Consider the following 23,296-nt stretch of genomic DNA (forward strand, 5'->3'; position numbering starts at 1 on the left):
ATGGCTACTTTTCTGCGTGATATCTTTGCCAAGCCGGTCGACCGTTCGATCGATGGGGTGATCAAGGCTGACGACAAGGCCAGCCTCCTGACCGAGCTTGATGAATATGTCATCACCAACGAGATCGGCGCCCGACTGGAGCAATTCCTCGACGCCTACAACAATTACGATACCGCGAACGGCGTGTGGATTTCGGGCTTCTTCGGATCAGGTAAGTCTCACCTGCTGAAGATGCTCGCTCTTCTGCTGGAGAACGACGAGGTCGAGGGGCAGCACGCCATCGAGATATTTGAGCGCAAGCTCGCGGGCAACCCGATGCTGGCGGGGGCCTTGCGCAAGGCAGTGTCGATCCCGTCCCGGTCGGTCTTGTTCAATATAGACCAGAAGGCGGATGTGATCTCGAAGACGGATGTCGATGCACTTCTGGCCGTCTTCCAGAAGGTCTTTGACGAGATGTGCGGCTATTATGGCAAGCTCCCGCATATCGCGCAGTTCGAGCGTGATCTCGACAGCCGCGGCAAGCTCGATGCCTTCAAAGCGGCCTTTGCGCAGTCTTCCGGAAAGCCTTGGGAGCGCGGGCGCGAACAGGCTCTGATGGAAGGCAAGCACATTGCCGCCGCCTTTGCCGAGGTCACGGGCGATGAGGTCAAGGATATTCTTGGTCAGTATCGCAAGGATACGAAGGTCTCGATCGAAGATTTTGCCAATATGGTGAAGTCATGGATCGATGCGCAGGGACCGAAGTTCCGGCTGAATTTCTTCGTCGATGAGGTGGGGCAGTATATCGCTGACAACGTCAAGCTCATGACGAACCTGCAAACCATTGCCGAAAGCCTGAACACTAAGTGCAAGGGGCAGGCCTGGATTGTTGTCACTGCCCAGCAGGACATGGGTTCGGTTATCGGGGATCTGACCGCGCAGCAAGAAAATGACTTTTCGAAAATCCAGGCACGCTTCGCCAACCGGATGCCTCTGAATTCCCAGGATGTGGCCGAAGTCATCCAGCGCCGCCTTCTGGCTAAGACCGAGGCCGGTCAGATCACCCTTGGCAATCTTTACGATGCTGAGGAGAACAACCTGCGCACCCTGTTCGATTTCGGCGATAATTCCTTCAAGTTCAGGAACTTCTCCGGAAAAGACCAGTTCGTCGCGAGCTACCCGTTCCCGAACTACCAGTATGACCTGTTCCAGCGCGCGATCATGGGCCTCTCGCAGCATAACGCGTTTGAGGGTAAGCACAGCTCGGTCGGCGAACGCTCTATGCTGGGGGTGTTTCAGGAGGTGGCCAAAAAGCTGGCCGACACGCCGGTTGGGGAGCTGGCGACCTTTGACCTGATGTTCGAGGGGATTCGCACCGCCCTGAAGTCATCGGTTCAGCAGTCAATCCAACTGGCTGAAAAGAACCTTGGCGATGATTTTGCCGTGCGGGTGCTGAAGGTGTTGTTCCTTGTCAAATACGTCAAGGAATTCAAACCGACTGCCCGCAACATATCGATCCTCCTGTTGTCCCGGTTCGAGGCGGACCAGACCGAGCAGCGCCGCAATATCGAGGAGGCTTTGTCGCTTCTGGAGCGTCAGACGCTGATCCAGCGCAACGGCGAGGTCTATGAATTCCTCACCAATGAAGAAAAGGACGTCGAGGCCGAGATCAAGGCGATTGCCGTCGACCCCGCCGAGATAGAACGGCAGCTCGATGAACTGGCGTTTGGAGCGATCCTCCGTCACAGCAAGATCAAGCATGCTGGCACGGGTGTCGATTACGCTTTCACCCGCAAGCTTGACGGCCACAGCCTGAACCGGGAACATGAGCTTTCCGTCAATATCATCTCACCCTTCAGCGACGATTCCGACGCGCCGGATGTGGTTCGCTCGAACAGCATGGCAAGCGATGAGATGGTTGTCCTGCTGGGACGTGATGTGCGCTTCACGCGCGATCTCGTCCTCTGGCTCCAGACCGTGAAATTTGCGCGTCAGGTCACCAGCGGGGATGCCCAACCCGGTCGTGATCGTATCATTGCGGAAAAGCGTGACCAGAATACACGGCGTGAAAAGGAACTGGTGCAGCGGCTGCGCGGCCTGATCGCGGATGCTCGCCTTTTCGTGCGCGGTGCCGAGCTGGAGATCGGCGGCGAAGATCCGCAGGAACGGCTGGTCAAAGGTTTCCAGGTCCTGGTCGACAAGGTCTATACCAGCCTGCCTGTGCTGCGCGGCGCCACCTACACCGAAGCCGATCTTGGGCGTGCCGGACGCGTCGATGGCGGGCTTTTCGGCGGCGAAGGCAGCGGTTTGACCGAAGCCGAGCAGGACGTGTTGAATCACGCTCAGGCCCAGATGCGTCTTGGGACGCGGGTCTCCGTCAAGGCACTTGTCGAGAAGTTCGGCGCCAAACCTTATGGCTGGCCGTCCATTGCGGTGCTGTGCCTGACTGCAAGCCTTGTTGCGCGCGGCAAGCTTGAGGCACGGGCCGACAGTGCTTTGCTGGAAGGGGATTTGCTGGTGCAGGGGCTGCGCAACAGCCATGCCCTTGGCAATATTCTGCTCTCTCCGCAGATCGAGTTTACCGCGGCCCAGATCCGCAAATCGCGCGAACTGTTCCAAGCACTGTTCGACCTGCCCGCTTCGGGGAATGACGCGCGCAGCTTGGGTGCGGAGTGGCAGACGCAACTACGCAAAATGGCCAGTGATCTTGAGAAAGAGAGCCGGGCAATAGCAGGTTACCCCTTCGCCGCCGCCCTCGACCCCCTGCGAACCATGCTCGACAGCATGTGCGACCAGTCGGCGACCTGGTTCATTACCGGCCCGGTTGGGCAGGAAGATCAGCTGCTGGATGCCAAGGAGGATATCCTCGACAAGGTCCGCAACTTCATGTCCGGACCGCAGAAGGGCATCTACGACGAGGTGCGCGCTTTCCTGACGGCGCAGGACCAGAACGTTACCTTTGCCGAAGATTCTGCCGCCGATGCGCTGCGTCAGGCGCTGGCCGATCCGCAGTGCTTCAAGGGCACCGCGGTTCAGGAACTGAAAGCGGATTTCTACGCCCTGAAGGAGCGTATCGAACAAACTGTTCTGGCAGAGCGCAACGCCGTCATAGCGGCGATTGAAGAGGTGGCCGAGAAAACCACCCAGACCTCGGAATTCCGTGCGCTACCGCCAGAGCAGCAGACGCGAATTCGCGATGAGCTTGCCGCGCAGAAAGCCAGCGTGGCCTCGCAAACTCTGATCCCGGCCTTGCGCCATCGGGCGACAGAAGTGCGTTCCAACCTTCTGGCCGACACGCTGACGCGGATCGCCGAACTGACGCCTGCACCGGCGCCAACTCCCACGCCTCAACCCGAACCTGCGGGCGGCGTGGCCGAAGCCCAGGCCAAGCCATATGTGCCGCCGAAGCCGGCAAAGCCCCAATATGTCAACGCCCAGTCGATCACCGTCTCTATCGGGAAAGCCTATCTCGAAGATGCAGACGATGTGACCCGCTACCTCGACGAGATGAAAAAGACCCTGCTGGCCGAGATCGGCGCGGGCAAGAAAGTGATTGTCTGATGGATACCAACGCCCTGAAGAAATTTGCGCAAAACGCGCGCAACCTGCTGATCGATCAGGTCACCGCCCGGCTGGACATGGTGCTGGCCGAGAGCGCAGCGGCCCGCCGCGAACATCCCAAGGCAATTGCCAGGCTGGAAGCGGCCGCCAAAAGCAACCGTGCCCATGTGATCGAACAGGCCGCTTACACCTGGTTCAACCGTTTCACCGCGCTGCGCTTCATGGATGTGACGGGCCTGACCAACCCGCGCGTCGTATCGCCTGCCGATGGTGCTACCCGGCCCGAGATTCTGGCCGAGGCGATGGCAGGCAACCTGCCGGATCGCGCCCGGCCTGAGATTGCCGAATATCTGAACGGTACACGCCCCGCCCATGATGGGCAGGCCGAGGCCTATCGGCTGCTACTGATCCATGCCTGCAACGAATGGCATGGCGCCATGCCCTATATGTTCGAGCGTGCCGACATGCTCGACCGGGCCGAGGATTATACCGAACTGCTGATGCCCGACGATCTTCTGTCGCCGGACAGCATCCTTGCCCGCCTGCGGGAGGTGATGACCGAAGATGCCTGCCAGGATGTCGAGATCATCGGCTGGCTTTACCAGTTCTACATCAGCGAAAAGAAGGATCAGGTCTTTGCTGGCCTGAAGAAGAACCAGAAGATCACTGCGGAGAATATCCCCGCCGCAACACAGCTGTTCACCCCGCACTGGATCGTCCGCTACCTGGTGGAAAACTCGCTGGGGCGGCTGTGGCTGCTGAACCGCCCGCAATCGAAGCTGGCGGCGAAGATGGATTATTACATCGCGCCGGAAGAGCCGGAGACGGATTTCCTGCGCATCACCCGGCCCGAGGATATCCGCATCTGCGATCCGGCCTGTGGCTCGGGCCATATGCTGACCTATGCCTTCGACCTGCTCTATGAAATCTATGCCGAGGAAGGCCATGACGCGGCCGAGATTCCCGGCCTGATCCTGAAGCATAACCTGACCGGAATCGAGATTGACGACCGCGCCGGCGCGCTGGCAGCCTTTGCCATGTCGATGAAGGCGGCGGCAAGGCTGGGGCGGCGGCGATTCCTGCGGATGGAGGAAAAGCCCGACATCGTCGTGTTGCAGGATGTGCGCTTCACGCCTGCCGAGATGCAAGACGTGGCCGCCGTGGTGGGCAAGGATCTGTTCACCGATGAATTGCGCGAGACGCTGGGGCAGTTCGAGCGGGCCAAGAACTTTGGCTCTCTGATCGTGCCTAAGCTGCGCGATCCGGCCGAGGCGCTGCGCGTGGTGGAGGCGCGTGATTTCGGGGCCGATTTGCTGCTGAAGGAGGTGCAGGAACGCGTTGTGGCCGTGCTGCGCATGGCCGAGGCGCTGGGGCCGAAGTATCACGTCGCCGTCGCCAACCCACCCTATATGGGCGGCAAAGGTATGAACGGAAAACTGGGCGATTTCGTCAAGGCCAGCTATCCAGAAAGCAAGTCCGATCTTTTCGCTGTGTTCATGGAGCGAGCGCTTGGGCTTTGCGCTAAGCGCGGCCTGATGGCGATGATAAACATGCAGTCTTGGATGTTCCTGTCGTCCTATGAAAAACTACGCGTGAAGTTGCTGTCGGATGCCATGATCTTGTCCATGGCACATTTGGGAGAGCGGGCTTTTGACAGCATCGGTGGAGCGGTGGTTTCCACCACTGCATTCGTGATCGAGAATGCTCATAGCTTGGATCACGAAGGCACATTCATCCGCCTTGTAGATGGAAGTTCCGAGGCTGAAAAAGAAGCGCAGCTTAAAGAAGCAATTCAAAATCCGAACTGCGGCTGGTTTCACCGCGCCTCGGCGGAAGATTTCGAGAAAATACCGGGTAGCCCAATCGCATATTGGCTAAGCGAAAGATATTTTAAGATCTTCGAAGAGGCGGAAACCCTTAAGGAGAGCGCTGAGGTCAAACACGGCCTGTCAACTGGAAAGAATGAAGAAGTTGTGCGTCTTTGGTCGGAAGTCAACGCTCAAGAATTTGGGTCGCGTCACCAGTCCAGAGACGCCGCACTTGCGAGCGGAGATAAATGGTTTCCGTATAACAAAGGTGGAGAATTTCGAAAGTGGTTCGGCAATTGTGAGTATGTCCTGAGATATGACGAATTCGGCAACAGTCTGATGGCCACTTTCTCGGGCCATCGCCATGACGGGAAAAGTCATTATTTTCTTGAAGGCGTTACTTGGACCTTCATTTCGAGTTCGAGCTTTGCAGCGCGTTACACGTATCCCGGATTTGTTTTTGATGTAAGCGGCTCTTCACTGTTTGTAGATACGCCCAAGTTGGTTACCGGATTTCTTTGTAGCAATCTCTGCTACAATATTTTGCGAGCACTCAATCCGACCCTCAACTTTCAAGTCGGGAACCTTAAGTCGCTCCCGATATTGCCAGCCAAGATAAAGGCTAACGGTGATGCGCTTAAGAGTGTCACCGAAGCCTGCATCGATCTTAGTAAATCCGACTGGGATGCCTACGAAACCTCTTGGGATTTCACCACTCTGCCGCTCCTCTCGCCCGAGCATCGGGATCAGACGCTGGCCGGCTCTTTCGCCCGGCTTCGCGCCCATTGGCAAGGCATGACCGATGAGATGCAGCGGCTGGAGGAGGAGAACAACCGCATCTTCATCGACGCCTATGGTCTGCAGGACGAGCTGACCCCCGAGGTGCCGATTGAGGAAATCACCCTCACGTGCAACCCGGCCTATCGCTATGGCGTGAAGGGCACGGAAGAGGAGCGTGAGGCGCGGCTGCGTGAGGATACTGTGGCCGAATTCCTCCACTATGCCGTGGGCTGCATGTTCGGGCGCTACAGTCTCGACGCGCCCGGCCTGATCCTCGCCAATCAGGGCGAAGGGATGGAGGAGTATCTGGCCCGTGTGCCGGAACCCAGCTTCGCGCCAGACCGCGACAATGTCATCCCGGTGCTGGATGCCGACTGGTTCGCCGATGACATCGTCACGCGCGCCCGTGACTTCCTGCGCATCACCTTTGGCGAGGCGAAGTTCCGCGAAAACCTCGCCTTCGTTGAGACGGCACTTGGCAAGGATCTGCGCCGTTGGTTCACGAAGGATTTCTTCGATTATCACGTGCGCCGCTACAAGAAGCGCCCGATCTACTGGATGTTCTCCAGCCCCAAGGGCAGCTTCAATGCACTGATCTATATGCACCGCTACCGGCCCGACACCGTCTCCGTCGTGCTGAATCAGTATGTGCGCGAATTCATCCATAAGCTGGAGGTGGAGCGCGCCCGGCTGGAGAAGCTGGCCGACGATCCTGCCGCTACACCCGCCCAGCAAACAAAGGCGCAGAAGGAAACGGCCACGGTCATCAAGCAGATCGCCGAGCTGACCGAATGGGAACGCGATGTCGTCTATCCGATGGCGCAGCAGAAGATCGCCATCGATCTCGATGACGGTGTGAAGCGCAACTATCCGCTGTTCGCCGGTGCGCTGAAGCCGATCAAGGGGCTGGAGGCTGCGGATGACTGACCGCATCACCGCCGGCCTGATGCGGCTCTATGAGGATCAGGGCCATCGCATCGTTTTCTGGTATGACGCCGCCCGCGATCTGCGCACGGCATTCGATGCGGTTGATCTGCCCGGCGTGACCAAGCTGGAGATCGCCAACAACGAGTTCGGCCTGAAATACCGCGTGCTGCGGCAGCAGCCGAAGGCGCGGTTCCTGCTCTACAAGGATGGCCCCGAGCCGCCGATGCCCGAGAACTGGCTGCTGGATGTGCAACTGGCGAGCGCCGTCTTTCGCGCCGATCAGGCGGCTATCTGGGTGGCGGATTTGGGCATTTCGGCGAAATATGAAGCCGCCGTGCGCGATCACGCCGAATTCTACCGTTCCGGCAAGCGGCTGGAAGCCCTGCGCGCCATCGAGCGCGAGCGCCCGTCGCAGAGCGCCAACGATGTTCGCCGCAAGATGCTGGCGGTCTGCGCCGGTGCGGATGGCGATCTCGATACGGTGATCGAGGCGTTGCTGGCTGAACTGGCTGATGGACAGGATGATTCACTGCGGCTCATCGACCGGGTTGGGCTGGCGGAGTTTTTCTGGAAAGAGGTTTCGGCGCGCTACGGCTATAGGACGGATACCCCGGATTTTCAGGATTTCGCCATCACGCTGTTTTCCAGCACCTGGGCGCGGGCCATGGGGGAGGCTGCGCCCCTGAATACCGATGCCGCTCTGATGTTCCGCCGCTGGAGCGCCTCGCGCCGGTGGGGTGAAGCGTTCGAGAAGCTGTCGGGCGATTATCAGGACGTGCTGAAGATCAGGGACGATCTGGCCTCCCGCGATTTCCGCACCCTGATGCCGCATGATCATTTCGAGGAAGTGGATCGGCGGATCGTCGTCGCCATCGTTGAGGGGCTGGCCCAGCAGAGCCTGCCCGCGACAGATGTTCTGAAATGGGTGCGCGATCGCCGCCAGAGCCATTGGTATAGCCGTTACGCGGATGTCTATCAGGCCATTGGCTATGCGACCGAGTTTCAGCAGGCGCTGGCCGAGGCTGATCTGACGATGACCAGCCTGTCCGATGGTGTGAAGCGCTATTCCGCAAGCTGGTTTCGACTGGACCAGCTCTATCGCAAGTTCATCTATCACATGCAGAAAAGCGGTCAGTCGGGGCTGCTGTCGGCGCTCTATGAGGCGGTTGAGAACCGCTACACCACGAATTTCGTGCTCAAGTTGAACGATGCCTGGCAGGATCAGGTGGCTCGCCTCACGGACTGGGCGGTCCCGGGCTTTCCACGTCAGGTGGATTTTTACCGGGGGCAGGCTGCTGAATACCGGCGCAAGGATCAGAAGGTCGTTGTCATTATCTCGGATGCGCTGCGCTATGAGGTGGCCGAAGAGGCACTGCGCGAGATACGCAAGCTCAATCGGTTCGATGCTGAACTGAAGCCGATGATCGGGGTTTTGCCGAGCTACACGCAGCTTGGTATGGCGGCGCTGTTGCCGCACCGACAACTGGCGATCCGCGACGACAATGATCTGGTGCTGCTGGACGGTGAAAGCACCATGGGGGCCGCTGCGCGTGAAAAGGCGCTTGCTGCGGGCCGGGCTGGAGACCGGGTAAAGGTTCTCGCGGCTAAGGATTTCATGAATCTGGGATCATCGGAGGGCAAAGACCTCTTCCGGGATCATGATGTCCTCTATCTGTATCACAACCAGATCGACGCGATTGGCGACAAGCTCGCCACGGAGGAAAATGTCCCAGCTGCGGCAGAGGCTGCCATCGAGGATCTGGTGAAGCTGGTGCGGAAGCTGACTTCGGCCAATTTCTCGAACATCCTGATCACCGCCGATCACGGCTTCCTGTGGCAGCACAAGGCTCTGGAAGAAAGCGGCTTCGCGCTGAGCGAGCCGGAGGGCGAGATCGTTACACGAAACCGGCGCTTCGTGATCGGCCGGAGCCTTAACAGCAGTGGCGGCATGAAGAAGTTCTCTGCTGCACAGCTTGGGCTGGAAGGTGAGCAGGACATTCTGATCCCGAACTCGATCAACCGCCTGCGCGTCAAAGGATCGGGCAGCCGCTTTGTCCATGGCGGGGCGAGCCTGCAGGAGATCGTCCTGCCGGTCCTGCGTGTCGGCAAGCAGCGCAAGGAGGATGTCGGACAGGTTTCGGTGCAGATCATTCCGCCACCCCGTGCTCAGATCACCACGGGCCAGATCCAGGTCACCTTCTATCAGGCGGAGCCAGTGACCGACAAGCAGCAGCCCCGGCAGGTGCATGCAGCCATCTTTGCCGACGATAAAACACTCATCTCAGACGAAGCCGAGTTGGAATTCGATTTCACGTCTGAGAACCCGCGCGAGCGCGAGCTGTCGCGGAGCTTCCTGCTGTCCAAGGCGGCAGACGCCTATAACAATCAGACAGTCTTCCTGAAGCTGCGAACGCGCATCGGCAAGACCAGCCATTTCGAAGATCACGCTTCGCAGCCGCTGCTGCTGAAACGCGGGATCAGTACAGATTTCGATTTCTGAGGTGCCGATGTCGACCCTTGATGACAAGATCAATGAGCATTTTGCCGGTTTCGTGGTCCGTAAGGACCTGGTGAAGGCCGTGAAGGGGAACGCCATTGTCCCCACTTATGTGCTCGAATACCTTCTCGGCCAGTATTGCGCGACCGATGACGAAGCCTCGATTGCGACAGGCATTGAAACGGTCAAGGACATCCTGCGCAAGCACTACGTCCATCGTTCCGAAGCGGGGCTGGTTCAGTCGACGATCAAGGAGCGAGGCCGCTACAAGGTCATCGATCAGGTTAGCGTGGCGCTGAATGAAAAGACTGATGCCTATGAAGCGGTTTTCGAAAACCTCGGAATCAAGCGGGTTGCCATCGACAGTGCCACGGTCAAGGCACATCCGAAACTGCTGGTTACGGGTATTTGGTGCATCGCCGATGTGCAGTACGAATTCTCGGAAGACAGCAGGATATCTCCCTGGATCATCGACACGTTGAAGCCGATCCAGATCGCCCGCGTGGACTATGACGGCTATCGCGAGACGCGTGACAAGTTCACCACGGAGGAATGGATCGATCTGCTAATGCAGAGCATCGGCTTTGACCCGTCACTGTTCGGGCGCAGGTCAAAGCTTTTGCAACTGTTGCGCCTGGTGCCATTTGTTGAGCGTAACTACAACCTCATCGAGCTTGGCCCCAAGGGGACGGGAAAATCTCATATCTATTCCGAGTTTTCACCACATGGTCAGCTGATCTCGGGCGGTGAAATCACGGTTCCCAAGCTTTTCGTGAACAATTCCAATGGGCGGATCGGATTGGTCGGCTTTTGGGATGTCGTGGCCTTTGACGAATTTGCCGGCCGCGAGAAGACGGCGAACAAGGCGCTTGTCGATATCATGAAGAACTACATGGCAAACAAGCAGTTCTCTCGTGGTGTAAATCCGATGGGCGCCGAGGCCAGCTTCGCCTTCGTCGGCAACACGGACCATAACGTGCCTTGGATGCTGAAAAATACGGACCTGTTCGAAGCTCTGCCGCCGCAGTTCCACGACAGCGCCTTTATCGATCGATTGCACGCCTATCTGCCTGGATGGGAGGTCGACATCATCCGGGGTGAGATGTTCACATCTGGCTATGGGTTCATTGTCGACTATCTCGCCGAAATCCTGCGCCATCTGCGTGCGGAGGACTTCTCGCACCGGCCAGATCGCTATTTCACCATTCCGGTTCAGACCCATATCCGGGACCGCGCCGCGATCAACAAGACCATGTCAGGCCTGCTGAAGCTGATCTTCCCGAATGGAGGCGAGACAGAAGCCGAAGTTGAAGAGCTGCTGCGGTTTGCGATTGAATGCCGCAAGCGGGTGAAGGACCAGCTCCTGCGGATCGACAGCACCTTTGAGGCAGCAGATTTCCATTACATCGCCTCTGATGGCGCAAAACGCGCCGTAACCACGCTCGAGGAAGAGGAGTTCCCCCAGTTCTACCACCGTCGATCAACCGACGATGGAAGTGACGGTGTGAATCAACAAGAGATTGGGTCGGTACCGGCAGAGCCGGTCTCAACGGCGGCTGCTTCCGCAGCGCCTACCGTTACCGCTGCCCCGCACTCCCCCCCAACTCCCGGACATGTCGTTTTCACAGAAAACCGCAAGGGCATCAGTTTCGACAAGATCTTTGGTCCTTGGACGGATGGCGCGACGCGGATCATCATCACAGACCCCTATATCCGGAAGTTCCATCAGGCGCGCAACGTAATGGAACTGATCGAGATGCTGATCAGGCGCAAACAGCCTGAAGATCAGATCGCTGTGCATCTTGTCACGGCTCCGGACGATGGGAACATTCAGGAGCAGCGAGAGTGCCTGGACGGGATTGCTGAAGCCTGCACAGGCACGGGCGTCGATTTCACATGGGCCTTCGATGGGAGCGGCACTCTCCATGCACGCGACATCACGACGGATACTGGCTGGAAGATGGTTCTGGATCGCGGATTGGATATTTTCCAGCCAACGCCTCGCAAGATGAACGGTTTCTCGCTGGGAGAACGGATGCAGGAGCACCGGATGGTCCGTGGCTTCTACGTGACTTATGTCGAGAACCTTTAGCTTGGTCGACCGTGTTGGCGGTGCAGGTTCGGCTACGCGCTCGGCCGGAAGCAAGAAGTAGACCTCGATGCCCAAGCCCTCATCCTCGTTACAGTTTTCCTGATCCGCAGATTGCAGGCCATTCATGCACTACCCCTTCCTCGTCACTGATCCGCGCTCCGGCCTGCAATACCGCCTGACCGATACCGGTCTTGCCGAATTGTCCCTTGCCCCCATTTCTGCCGAATGGGCGCCGGGGCGTGCCATTGCCGAAGCGCCTGACCCGGTCTGGGCCGAAAGTCTTGCCAATGCGCCTGTCGAGACGATCTCGGCGGTGACCGCCGCGCTGACGGATCTTGTGCTGGCCACGCCGGATCTGAAGGTGCCGAACGTCGATCACCTGCCAGACAGCCGCGCAAAGCGGCATCTCTTGGCGCTGGTCGCGTTGTGGCAAAGGTTGGGGGATGCGCTGCCAGAGGGGCTGGCACCGATTTCCCATGTGCTGGCCCTGCCGCATGGGTCGTTCCTGGGCTCGTTGCCGGTGGTTGAAGGTTCGCTGGATCCTCTAGCTCCTGCGGCGCTGCAGGCGCTTTTTGCCCGGTTGCGGGACGAGTTCGGCACTGTTCCCGCAAGCGCCTATACGCCCCGGGCCGCAATCGGCAGCCGCCTGCACGCGTTGCAAGGCGGTGTTTCAGCGCAGGATATCGAGGCCGGGGTTCTGGATGACAGCCTCGCGTTCTATGGTCTGCGCGATCCCGCCGCCTGCGCCGATTTCGCCGCCGCCAAAGCCCGGGCGCTGATTGAGTCCGGCGTTTCGGCCCGTGAAATCGCCGTGCTGTCGGGCGATGATCTGCGCCAGATCGCGCGCGCTTTCTCAGCCCAGGGAGTGCCGCTCTCGGGTCTTCCGGGCCAATTACCCGAGCGAGATGTCATTGGCGAGACCGCGCTGCATCTGGCCCTCGCGAAACGCCCGCCGACCCCGGCTATGGTTCTGGCGAGCCTCGCGCTTTCTCCCCTGATGCCCTGGTCCGTCCAGACCGGGCGCGATCTCGCAGAAGGTCTGATGAATGGCGATTTCCGAGGGACCATCCTCACTGGCACGCCCGCGCATAAGGAACTGTGGGACGATATCCGCGCTTCGGCCGGCAGCCTGCAGCAACTGCGCTTCCTGCTGGACCGGATCTGCGAGCGGATCGGGCAGGGCGATCAGGTGCGCGCGCGGCTGACCGTGCCGCCCGGCGAGGGAAGCCCCGATTGGGAGGCGATCCTGCGTGGCATTCAGGTCATGCCGCCCACGGTTGCGGACCCCGACCGCAATCTTGAAGGCGCCAGCCTTTGGTCTGCCTTCGAGACGCCCTGGCGCCCGTGCCGCCATTTGATCGTCAGCGATTTCACCGACGGGCTCTATCCTACCCGTCCGCGCGCCAATCCGCTGTTTCTCGACAGCGAGATTGCGGCGATCCGCGATGCCACCGGCCTTCAACTCCGTGGCAGGGCCGAAGGGTTGGCGCAGGGCCTTCAGATCTTTGACCAGCAGCTTCAGGCCGTATCCGAAAGCGTCACATTCCTGATCCCCTGGCGCGATCTGGCAGGCGGGCGCTTGCAACCCTCGGCGGGGCTGTCGCTCGTCGCGCGGGCGGTGGCGGGCGTCGAGGATGCCAGCGATCTGATCATCGATCTGTCGCGGCTGAACCCGGCGGACTGGCCGGTCGCATATCACACACTGATTCCGGTGCCGGAACCTGCGAACTTGCCCGAGGCTCTCGATTTCCCGGGGCATGACCTTCTGTCCCTGCGGCGGCGCGTTGACGGCACCGCCAAACCGCAATCGCCTTCGCGGCTCGAGACGCTGCTGGTCAGCCCTCTCGCCTGGCTTCTGGCCGAGGTCGGGGCCGAGGATATGTCCTGGTCTGCCGAGGAACTCGACGTGATGGCCAAGGGCAATATCGCCCATGATGTCTTTGAAAATGTCTTTCTCAAAGACCAACCGATCCCCGAACCGGAGGCGCTGGCAACTGCCATCCCCGAGGCCTATGGCCGGGCGCTGACCCGGCACGCGGGTTATCTGCGCAGCCCCTCATGGGAGATGGAGCGTCGCGGGCTGGAGCGTGAGATCATGGCGGCGGCCCTGCGCTGGCGCGACCATCTGCTTGCGCTGAAAGCGAGGATCATCGGCAATGAAATCTGGCTGGCCGGTGAGGCGCATGGCATCAATCTGCATGGCAAGGCCGACGCGATCCTTGAACTGCCTGATGGTGCGCTCTTGATCATCGATCACAAGAAAAGCGGCACCAAGGGCCGACGGCAGCGGATGGAGGCGGGCTGGGATCTGCAGGCAGGGCTTTACGCCGATATGATAGCGCGGCCCATGCGGCGCGAGGGTGACGGCATGGACCCGCTGATCGGCCGCAAGGTGGCGGTCGCCTATCACCTGATGAATGATGGCGGGCTGCTGACTTCGGGTTTGGTCTTGCCCGAGGGCTCGCCCGCCCGCGACATGGGCGATGCGGTGAATGCCGGGGCGGTAGCCAAGCTGGCGGAGCGCTTGGCCGAACTTGGTGCAGGACGGGTCGTGCTGAACACCTCTGAGGATGCGGCCTTCTTCAAGAAAGAAGCCGGCTTCACCCCATATGCGCTGACCGATGGCTCCGCCCTTGTCACCGCCTTCATCCGCCCGGTCGAGGAGGAATGACCATGGCCCCCAACGCAGATCATGGTCTGGTCATCGTCCCTGCAGGCGCCGGCGCCGGCAAGACCCACCGCATCAAGACCCAGCTCTCGGACTGGGTGAAACGTGGCATCGTCCGGCCCGAGCGCATTTTTGCCGTGACCTTCACCGAGGCTGCGGCGGGCGAGCTTCGCGAGAGGATCCGCGCCGGCCTTTTGGCCGATGGGCTGGTGGCCGAGGCGATGGCGGTGGAACGCGCCTATGTCTCGACCATCCACGGCTTGGGCCTGCGCCTTCTGACCGAACATGCACTGGCGGCGGGCGCCTCGCCGCAGCCGCGTCATTTGGGCGATGCCGAGCGTGATCTCTTGATCCGGCAGGCGCTGGCCCATGCCAAGGCGCTGGACCCGATCAAGGCCGAACCCGAGCGGTTTGGCTATGCCCCGAACTTCGTGAAGGGCGAGACGGTCGAAGATTCGTTGCGCGGCCGGGTGCTGTCGATAATCGACCTTCTGCGCAGCCTTGGCGACAAGGGGCGTGACCCCGGCCTGATCGCCCCGGCGCTGGCGCGGCTGGATGCGGTTTATGGCCCGGTGCTGGAGGACCCTGCGGCGGCTGGCGCCTCACTCGAGACCGCCGTTCAAGCCATGATCACTGCCTTCCCCGAGGGCGGCATGGCTACCGTTGCGGCCAAAGGTCCGAAGGAAACGCTGGAAAAGAACCTCGCGCTTTTCCGGCGGGTGGCGCGTGATCCGGGGCTTTTGGCCCTTGACTGGGGTATCTGGCAGAACTTGCGCGGGCTTTTCACCTCAAACAGCCGCACGAAAACGCCCGACGGGTATGACGACCTCGCCACGGCCATCATGGCGGCGGCGGATGTCCTGCCCTCGCATCCCGGCCCGCTTGAGGATGCCAAGCTGCACCTGTCCTGCCTGATCGCCTGCGCGCAAGAGGTGATGGCGGCCTATGAGGCCCGCAAAAAGGCGCTCGGCCTGATCGACTTCGCCGATATGATCACGGGGGCCGAGCGGCTCTTGCGCACCGACCCCGCCGTGCGTCAGGCGGTGCTGGACGAGATCGACTGCGTCATCATTGACGAATTCCAGGACACCAACCCGGTGCAATTCGCGCTGCTGTGGCAGCTTGGCCAGCACGCACCGCGCACCCTGCTTGTGGGCGATGTGAAACAGTCGATCATGGGCTTTCAGGGGGCCGATCCGCGCCTGTCGCAGGCGCTTGCGGCGGCTAACCCCGATGCGACCCAGCCACTCGACCGCAACTGGCGCTCGACGCCGGCCGTCATGCAATTCGTCAATGCGATGGGGGCGGGCCTCTTTGGCGCGGGCTATAACCCACTGGCACCGACCCGTGATCCGGTCGCAGGTCCCGCGATCGAGGTGCTGAACGCTACGCAGGGACGGCGCTCACAAAAGTATTCGCAGCCCCCAGAACACATCGCCGAGCGCATCGCCCGTATCCTGACTGATACTGAGACTATCACCGACCGCCACACGAAGGCCGCCCGACCGGCTCGGCCCTCGGATATCGCGCTGTTGGTCTGTCGCCACACCACCGCCGCCCGCTATGCCGAGGAACTGCGCGCGCGCGGCGTTCCGGTGCGGATCGCCGAGGATGGCTGGGCGAAAAGTCCGGTGATTGTTGCCGCCCGCGCCGCGCTGGCCTTTGCCGCCAATCCGGCGGATATCCATGCCGGGCTGCTCTTGCGCACGCTTGGCCCGGACCCGCTGTCCTTGCAGGAGACGCTATCCGCCCAAATGGAAGGGCGGCTGGTGGATGACCCGGTGCTGATGCGGCTCGCCGCTCTGTCGAACCTTTTGGCCCGCCTGCCGGTGGGTGCGGCCCTTGATCTGGTGTTGGATGCCGCCGGCCTGCGCCTCTGGGCCGAACGTCAGCCTGACGCCGCCCAATCCCGCGCCGATCTTATGCGGCTAGAGGCTGAGGCGGGTGAGTTCGAAGCCGCGCATCGCGATCTCAAATCCGCCTCGGGGTTCCACGGCGAGACTGCCAAGGTCTTTCTCGGCTGGCTCGACGCCCGTGGAGGCGAGCGCGATTTCGACCGTCATCCCGATCCTTCCGCCAACAGCGCCGAGGCCGTGGAGATCGTCACTTGGCATGCCTCCAAAGGGCGGGAATGGCCGATCACTGTCGTCGCAGAGTTCGACTATGGTATCGAGGAACGTGCGGGGGCCACTGCGACCCGTTTCGATGCCTTGGACCGCATCGACGATATGGCGGTGGTGCTGGGGTCCGCGAGCCTGATCCACACGCCCGGCTTTGCCGCGCCCGAGGCGACCCGCCGTTTCATCGAAGACCGTCGCGCCGATTTTGAAGCCAATGCGAAAAACCTTCTCTATGTCGCCCTGACCCGTGCCCGTGACCGGCTGGTGCTGGAATGGCCGGGTTTTCTGAAGGACCGCGAAGAAGACGCGCCCGAGGCTACGAACCTGTTTCATATCCTGTCCGATACTTGCGCGCCGCAGATCGGGGCGGGCAGCCTGCGCATCAATGGCGTGGTTTGCCCGGCGGTCATCACGCAGCTGCCTGAACAGGCGGGATTTACCGAATATGTTGGCGGTGGGGCGGCCCCGGCGCTGCGCCTTGGTGCCGCTGCGCCGTTGCCCGTGACACCGCTGACGCCCTGGCGGCTGCAGCCCTCGCAAACCCGTAGTGCGGGGGTGCCGCCCGTGTCCCGCCGTATCAACATCGGAGCACCCTGGCCAAAGGCACTGAACGATGCCTACCGCGGCACAGCACTGCATCTGGCGCTGCGCACATACCTGACCCGGCCCGATCTGGCCCCGGCTTTGGCTCTCGCGACCGGGCTTGACGACGCCACTCTTGCGCTAGTGGCCGAGCGCGCCACGGCGCTGAAAGCCTGGCTTGTCGATCAGGGCTATACGGATCTGCGCGCCGAGATTCCGGTGCTTGGCCACACGCCCGAGGGTGCAGAGATCCCCGGTGCCCTCGACCTTCTCGCCATCGGCCCGGCAGGCGCGATGCTGATCGACCATAAATCCGGCGGCGGCGGTGTCGGGTTCGGCCCCTATTGGCCACAGCTTTCCAGCTATGCCGGACTGTTGGCCGGACTATACCCGCAGCATCCGCTGCAGGGCGTGGCGGTGTTCTGGGTCGATCACGGTTGGCTGGAACTGGCAGATGAGGGCGCGTCAGCGGGAGCTTTCGCACAGGCCAGAGTTAACTGATGCCCTGGGGAATACTTGCGCCCGATACCGTGGTTTCGCAACGGCGCCAGCAGAACCTCGGGCTTGCGGCGGCGGTTCGTCATTTCAATGATCGGGCGGTCCCCGGAATCGGCGGCATGTGGTTTCCCATGCCCATCCTTTGGTCGGTTCTGGCGATCTCTATCGCCGAGGAACTTGGTGTGCCGGCACTACCTGTCGGCAACGCGGTCGAAGCGCGCGTCATGCTTGAAGTCATCGCGGGCCCGCAGGATCGCCGCGTGCGAGGGGCGAGGAAGATGCAGGGCTTGAAGGATAGCAGTTTCCACAATCTCAGGCGTCGCGGAACTTATGTGGTTCAGCCGATCCGCATGGCGATGGTGCAACCTCTGGTCGCACTGGGATTCGTGCAGGGCAGCCGCTACGGCGCGTTCCGCATACATAGCGCTGGCAGAGAGCTGTTGGAGCTAAATGCGATGAAAGAACCGCGCCGTTTGCTTGGTGCCTGGGCGCATGGCAGACAGCCACATGGCCTGAAGGAGGCCCTGGCAGTGCTTTCCCCTGTTGGGGCTGTCCCGGAAGCGGTGCGTAAACTGATCCTTGCCCGATTGCTCGACGGAAATGATCCCGGCTCGACCCGGCGCCGGGCCCTGGCGCGCCTCGGCACTGGCCCCAGCTCCGCGCATTTGGACCAGGAAACCGCATTGGCGGGGCTGGCGCCGGATCATTGGTCGGATTTGCGCGCAGGAGCGGCTTTTATGGATCTGCGCGATGCTGCGTTGTCGGTGTTGGACCAGTTGGAACAGCATCTGCTGAAGCTTCGCGACGATAATCAGCCTGTGCGCCTGTCAGAAGCGGACGCAGCCGAAGTCGCCACCGAGCCGCTGAAACAATTGCGAGATCTGGCCTCGGCAAAAGGCGCGCTTGTCAATCAGGGCAATGAGGAGACTAGCCGCAGATTTATCGCGGAAATCCGAAATCTGTCCGATCAGCAGCTGATTCAGAGGCTGGCCGAGCGCGATTCTACCGTGATTTGTCAGCGCGAAGGCCACATTGTTCTCGGGCCGGCTGCGGGCGAGTTGCGGGGCAGCTCGGAGACCCAGGACGAGAATCGGCCCCCTCAGGACGAGGCCTTCGCGCCGCAGCTTTTCCGGCTGCACAATCTTCATTGTCTGGTGACGGAGCTGTCCGGAAAGGTGAACCCGGGCAGCCGTGACGCGGGATCGGAGGCCGTCTGATGCAGAACACGACGCTCTACTCCCTCTTCATGCCGCCCGAAGATTGTTATGGCGACTTTGGCCTTATGTGCGGCTTCACCGCGACGCGGCAGGTCCTGGGGCAGATCCGCCGAACATTCACAGGCGAGATGGCGCGCCCGGTGCTGGCCGCCTTCATCCATCCAACAGTGAATGCGATCTCGGACGTTCCGGGACTTGCCTGGATGTGGATGCGCCTCGTGGGACGCGGCTACAACCTTCTCCATGCCAAGGTGGCGCTTCTGGGTTTTCGCAAGCGCGGCGGAGATGGCTATGTCATTCGTCTCGCTGTCAGCACGGGGAACTGGACACAGGATCCGCTTACTCGCAGCATCGACCTGTTCTGGTTGATCGATCTGGACTCTGCTGTGCCTGACGCACAGGACATTGCCGATATCCGCGCTGCGCATGAGATGTTTGGATGGCTGCGCGAGCGGGCAGATTGCGCCCTGATCGAACGCAGTTTTGACGGGCACCGGCCAGACGCCCTGCTGGAGGCCGCGATCACAGCCTTGCCTAGGTCATCCGCGCGTCCCCGCTTCATCGACAGCCGCAATCAGGCGCTGTTTCCTCAGGTGATCGAGCGCCTGGGTACCAAAAAGAAGGCCGACCGTCTCATCCTCGGGTCTGGCTATTTCGAGAGCGACGGCGATGGTGCTGCTGGCCTGCCAGAGCGACTGCGCCGCGCATTGGTGCAGGAGAAATCCCTGACGAAAACAGCGGCTCTCGACCTGTTTCTTAACCCGTCCTCCTGTCAGGGGCTTGCTGCCCGGGCCGGTGCCTTGATTGACGCAGGCTGGAACTTGCGCCCTCCGCGCTCTGTCTTGCATGGAACTGATGGGTGCCTGCATGCAAAATTTGTGGTGCTGGCGTCGGGCGAGGCCGAGGCCTCGGGACGGGCTTATCTTGGATCCGGCAATCTGAGCATGAACGGGTTTGAGCGTGCCGCAAGCGCCGGGGGAAACCTTGAGGCAGGTGTGATCGTCGATCTGCCGGAAGGACTGAAATGGCCGCGACGCAGAGACACGCGGAACGGTATCGCCGCTGTTTTGCCGATCCAGTTCACTGATGTGGTGACGCCCGAGGCCCTGCAGCAAGGGGAAGGCTTTGTGCGCCCCGATGAGCCAGAAACCCAGCCGCCAGTTGCGTGGCTTATATGGCAAGACGGGGTGCTCTCGGCCCCCGAAGACAAATCGGTGATGGTGATTGGTGTCGATGCGGCTCAGGCCCAGACACCTTGTCCATGGCCTGCACCGGCTCCAGCGATTGTGACACTCGCGGAGGGCGGCTGGCGGCTGCCTGTCATTTCTTCCGAAGCACTTGTTGTCGCTCGCCCCTCCGATATGTCGGTCGAAGATATCCTTGCCAGCCTTGGCTCATTTCCCGAGCCAGGTGATGCTGACAGCGAAGATGAGGGTGAGGAAGGCGAAGAGCCGCTCACCGACGCCTCAGATACCACCGAAGCTCCGCCAGCTGCCTATCCCATTCGCAGGATGATGGAACTTCTGGTGCGTCTTTGTGAGACACAGGCAAGGTTGGACCCGCGGGATTGGCAAAGGTGGTGTCGGGAGTTGCAACAGAACCTTTGCGCTATCGCGTCTCGCGAAAGAACGATGCTCGAGTTCTTCCGGAACGCCAGGGCAAATCCACTGCCTGCTCTGGGAGATCCGCGTATGCGCCCGGAAGGGGTTTCGCCAGACCTATTGAGAGATGCGCTTTTGGCGGTGTCCGTCGCGTGGGAGCTCAGCGCTTACCCATCGCTCTGGGAACGGGAGGCCGCGTGATGGTGGACTGGAACGAGGCCGCGAGCATTCTGGATCGTATCGCAGGGACGTCTGATGATACCCTGCTAGATCATGGCCAGAAGGCGAGTGTCACAGAACTAGCGTGCCGTATCCGGGCGGGCCAACGCTCGGCCCTGCTGGCTGATGAGGTGGGTATGGGCAAGACCCGCATTGCGGCGGCGCTGATCGCAGCGGTGCGGGAGGCGGGCGGACGCAGCGCCATTGTTCTGCCTGCGGGCCTTGGGGCACAATGGCAACAGGAACTGAAACGGTTCAACGCCGACGACAAGACATTGCTGCCGCTGCGCAGCTATGATGGTTTCATCTCCGGTTTCTTGCACGATACCGATGCGGAGGGGAGCGCAAGACGGTTACACAGCCATAAGGAGTGGCTTTCGGATCGCCGCAAGCAGCGTGAGTTGCCGGAGAACGGCTGGGCCGCCGAAGAGATCATAATGATCTCTCATTCCTTCGCGAACATGCAGTTTCCCAATCGTGGAGAAGGCCCCGCTGGAGGCTGGCGCCGGGAACTCTTACCCAACGTCGCCCGCCTGATTGACGGCCGACGGCGCAACTTCATGCGCGAAAATTTCCATTCGGGTGAGGTGGGCTATGTATATGCCAGTCGCCGTGCGGCGCGGCACATTGCCCAAACGATTCTGGACCACGAACTGCCGCGCGATGCCATTAACGGCGATCAGAAATGGCTTTCGGCGGACGATTACAAGAACAGGATCCTGCCGCTGATCGGCTATGGCCTGGGTCAGTTTGATCTCATAGTCGTTGACGAAGCCCACAAGGCGCGCGGCGCAGATTCAAGCCTTTCGCGCATTCTCGGCCCGGTAAGCTGGGAAGCGGATGATCCTTTTCGTCTGGGCATGACCGCAACCCCGGTCGAGCTGGACTCCAGCCAGTGGATCGACACGCTGGAGCGGCTCAATGGTCGCGATGACGATCAGGATATTACTGCGCTCGCAGAGCTGACGGAATGGATCACCGGCTATGTGGATGTTGTTCGTCGGATTCAAACCGAAGAACTGGACGAGACGCTGACCGGGGAATTCGAGACCTCCGCCCGGCAGTTCTATGCAGCATTGCGACCATATGTCCTGCGCCGGGACAAACGCAGTGACCCCGAATTCTGCGTCTTCAAAGACAGTCATGGTGATTATCGTGAGGTCATCGATATCCCGGTTTCACCGGAGGCAGAGGGTTTTACCCGTGACTGGTTGCGCCGCTTTTGTGCGGCTGAGGCGCTGTCGTTACTCCCTCAGGATGATCCGCGTGTGAAACGGGTCAGGCTCGCCGTTGCCCAGGGGTATGGGTTCGGCTTTGGAGAGGATGAGGAAGACAGCCCTTCAGGCATGACAGATGCAAACCTCGTTGGTCCGGCGGGGTTTTGGACGGAAGCTTTCACCGCTGAGAGCAACGACATCTATAGCCACCCCGCGATCCTGGCGGCTGTGAGACAAATCGAGGCCTATACACGGGCCGGCGAGAAAGTGCTCGTCTTCGGCAGGTTCCTGATGCCGATGAATGTGCTGACCAGACTGCTGGACGCGCGTGAGATGCTGCGTCGTTTGCGAGACGGACAGCACTGGCCTGCCAGCGGGATCGGGGAAAGCAATATAGCAGCTGTCATTGCGGCGATGAGGGATCCTGATCTTGCGGTGGCGGGTGGGGTCGACGAAATCGATGTGATGTTGAAAACCCGCTATCAGGAGTGGGCGAGCGAGCGCCGGGCTGAACTCGCACGGCTTCATCGGGAGTTGGAAGACCTTGCGCTGGAGGGAGGAACTGCTGCATTTCTGTCAGAGATTCTGCGCCATGAGGACGGCAAACAAGACCTTCAATTAGGGGCTTTGCTCGAGGCACTTGGTGGCAGGCGGGAAGTTGCGGGCGCTTCCTGGACGGGGCGGGAAATGCTCGGGCTGTTCGAAAAACTGCTCCTGGAGCTTGCCGGGGATGATGAAGCAGAGAACAACGATACGCAGAAAGCCCGGCTGGATGCCTGGCTGAACGACTATTCCGGGCGCGAGGGCAACTTCGCCAGGATGATGTCAGGCGCAACCGCACCGCAAACGCGGCGTATGCTGCAATCTGCATTCAACCGGTCGTCCAGTTGGCCGATGGTGCTCCTCGCGCAATCCCGCGTCGGGCGTGAGGGCCTGAATCTGCATGAGGCCTGTCGCACAGTGATTCTACTGCACGCGGAGTGGAATCCCGGCATTGTCGAGCAGCAGATTGGGCGTGTGGATCGCAAGAACAGTCTTTGGCTTCGCGAATGGCGGAAATGGAGGGATCATGGTGATGGTCTCCCGCCCCGCATTCGGGTTCACCCTGTTGTCGTCAGTGGCACATACGACGATCACAACTGGCAGGTTCTCAAGGCGCGTTGGCTGGAACTGAGGGCGCAGTTGCATGGCGATGTCCTGCGTCCCGTTCCAGGTCGGTCAGAGGTGATAGATGACAAACGAACCTACGCTGACCGCGTTCGGCGCGCAGTGCCGGATTTTTCGCCGGGAGAACGTGGCGGTTGAGTTGTAGTGTAACCGATACTCACGCTGCTGTTCGGAATAGGACGGAATGAAAGCTGCTATTTTTAGCAACCATTCTCCTAGCGTTGGATTTGGCGTTGATAGGAAAATGGCTATTAGTAGGTCGCAAGTAATGGTGGTTGCAGCCTCCCGCAACCAACATCCCACATCACAAAACGCCCCGCCCCCACAGGCGGGGCTTTTTGCGTTAGCCCCCCGGCAAAATGC

The 23,296-nt window shown here is 60.7% G+C and carries 9 protein-coding genes; all 9 read left to right on the forward strand.

Going from position 1 to position 23,296, the window contains the following annotated elements; genetic code table 11:
• The 9 genes from brxC (at position 1) to SAMIE_RS17610 (ending at position 23,071) form a co-directional block, all read left to right on the forward strand.
• On the forward strand, positions 1–3,540 hold the full coding sequence (brxC, locus tag SAMIE_RS17570; RefSeq protein ID WP_066700609.1) for a BREX system P-loop protein BrxC: 3,540 nt from the start codon (positions 1–3) through the stop codon (positions 3,538–3,540).
• Positions 3,540–7,055 (forward strand): BREX-1 system adenine-specific DNA-methyltransferase PglX, encoded by a 3,516-nt coding sequence (gene pglX, locus SAMIE_RS17575; RefSeq protein WP_066700608.1) that lies wholly within the window; start codon positions 3,540–3,542, stop codon positions 7,053–7,055. The genes brxC and pglX overlap by 1 nt, the downstream gene beginning before the upstream one ends.
• Entirely contained in the window at positions 7,048–9,555 is a 2,508-nt protein-coding gene (gene pglZ, locus SAMIE_RS17580) for a BREX-1 system phosphatase PglZ type A (RefSeq protein ID WP_066700607.1), read from the forward strand. Before pglX ends, pglZ begins: the two co-directional genes overlap by 8 nt.
• A 7-nt stretch (positions 9,556–9,562) precedes the next feature.
• Positions 9,563–11,644, forward strand: coding sequence for a BREX system Lon protease-like protein BrxL (brxL, locus tag SAMIE_RS17585; protein ID WP_066700626.1), 2,082 nt, complete (start codon positions 9,563–9,565; stop codon positions 11,642–11,644).
• Positions 11,645–11,957: 313 nt separating this feature from the next.
• Entirely contained in the window at positions 11,958–14,315 is a 2,358-nt protein-coding gene (locus SAMIE_RS17590; protein WP_232037293.1) for a PD-(D/E)XK nuclease family protein, read from the forward strand.
• Positions 14,316–14,317: 2 nt separating this feature from the next.
• On the forward strand, positions 14,318–17,515 hold the full coding sequence (locus tag SAMIE_RS17595; RefSeq protein ID WP_229825718.1) for a UvrD-helicase domain-containing protein: 3,198 nt from the start codon (positions 14,318–14,320) through the stop codon (positions 17,513–17,515).
• Entirely contained in the window at positions 17,515–18,729 is a 1,215-nt protein-coding gene (locus tag SAMIE_RS17600) for a hypothetical protein (RefSeq protein WP_066700604.1), read from the forward strand. The genes SAMIE_RS17595 and SAMIE_RS17600 overlap by 1 nt, the downstream gene beginning before the upstream one ends.
• The gene (locus tag SAMIE_RS17605; RefSeq protein WP_066700603.1) at positions 18,729–20,531 is read left to right on the forward strand and encodes a phospholipase D-like domain-containing protein; all 1,803 of its coding nucleotides are present in this window, start codon (positions 18,729–18,731) and stop codon (positions 20,529–20,531) included. The genes SAMIE_RS17600 and SAMIE_RS17605 overlap by 1 nt, the downstream gene beginning before the upstream one ends.
• Positions 20,531–23,071: a DEAD/DEAH box helicase family protein gene (locus tag SAMIE_RS17610; RefSeq protein WP_066700602.1), complete on the forward strand. Its 2,541-nt coding sequence runs from the start codon at positions 20,531–20,533 to the stop codon at positions 23,069–23,071. Before SAMIE_RS17605 ends, SAMIE_RS17610 begins: the two co-directional genes overlap by 1 nt.
• Positions 23,072–23,296 lie beyond the last annotated feature (225 nt).

Source organism: Sphingobium amiense, assembly GCF_003967075.1.
Classification (GTDB): domain Bacteria; phylum Pseudomonadota; class Alphaproteobacteria; order Sphingomonadales; family Sphingomonadaceae; genus Sphingobium; species Sphingobium amiense.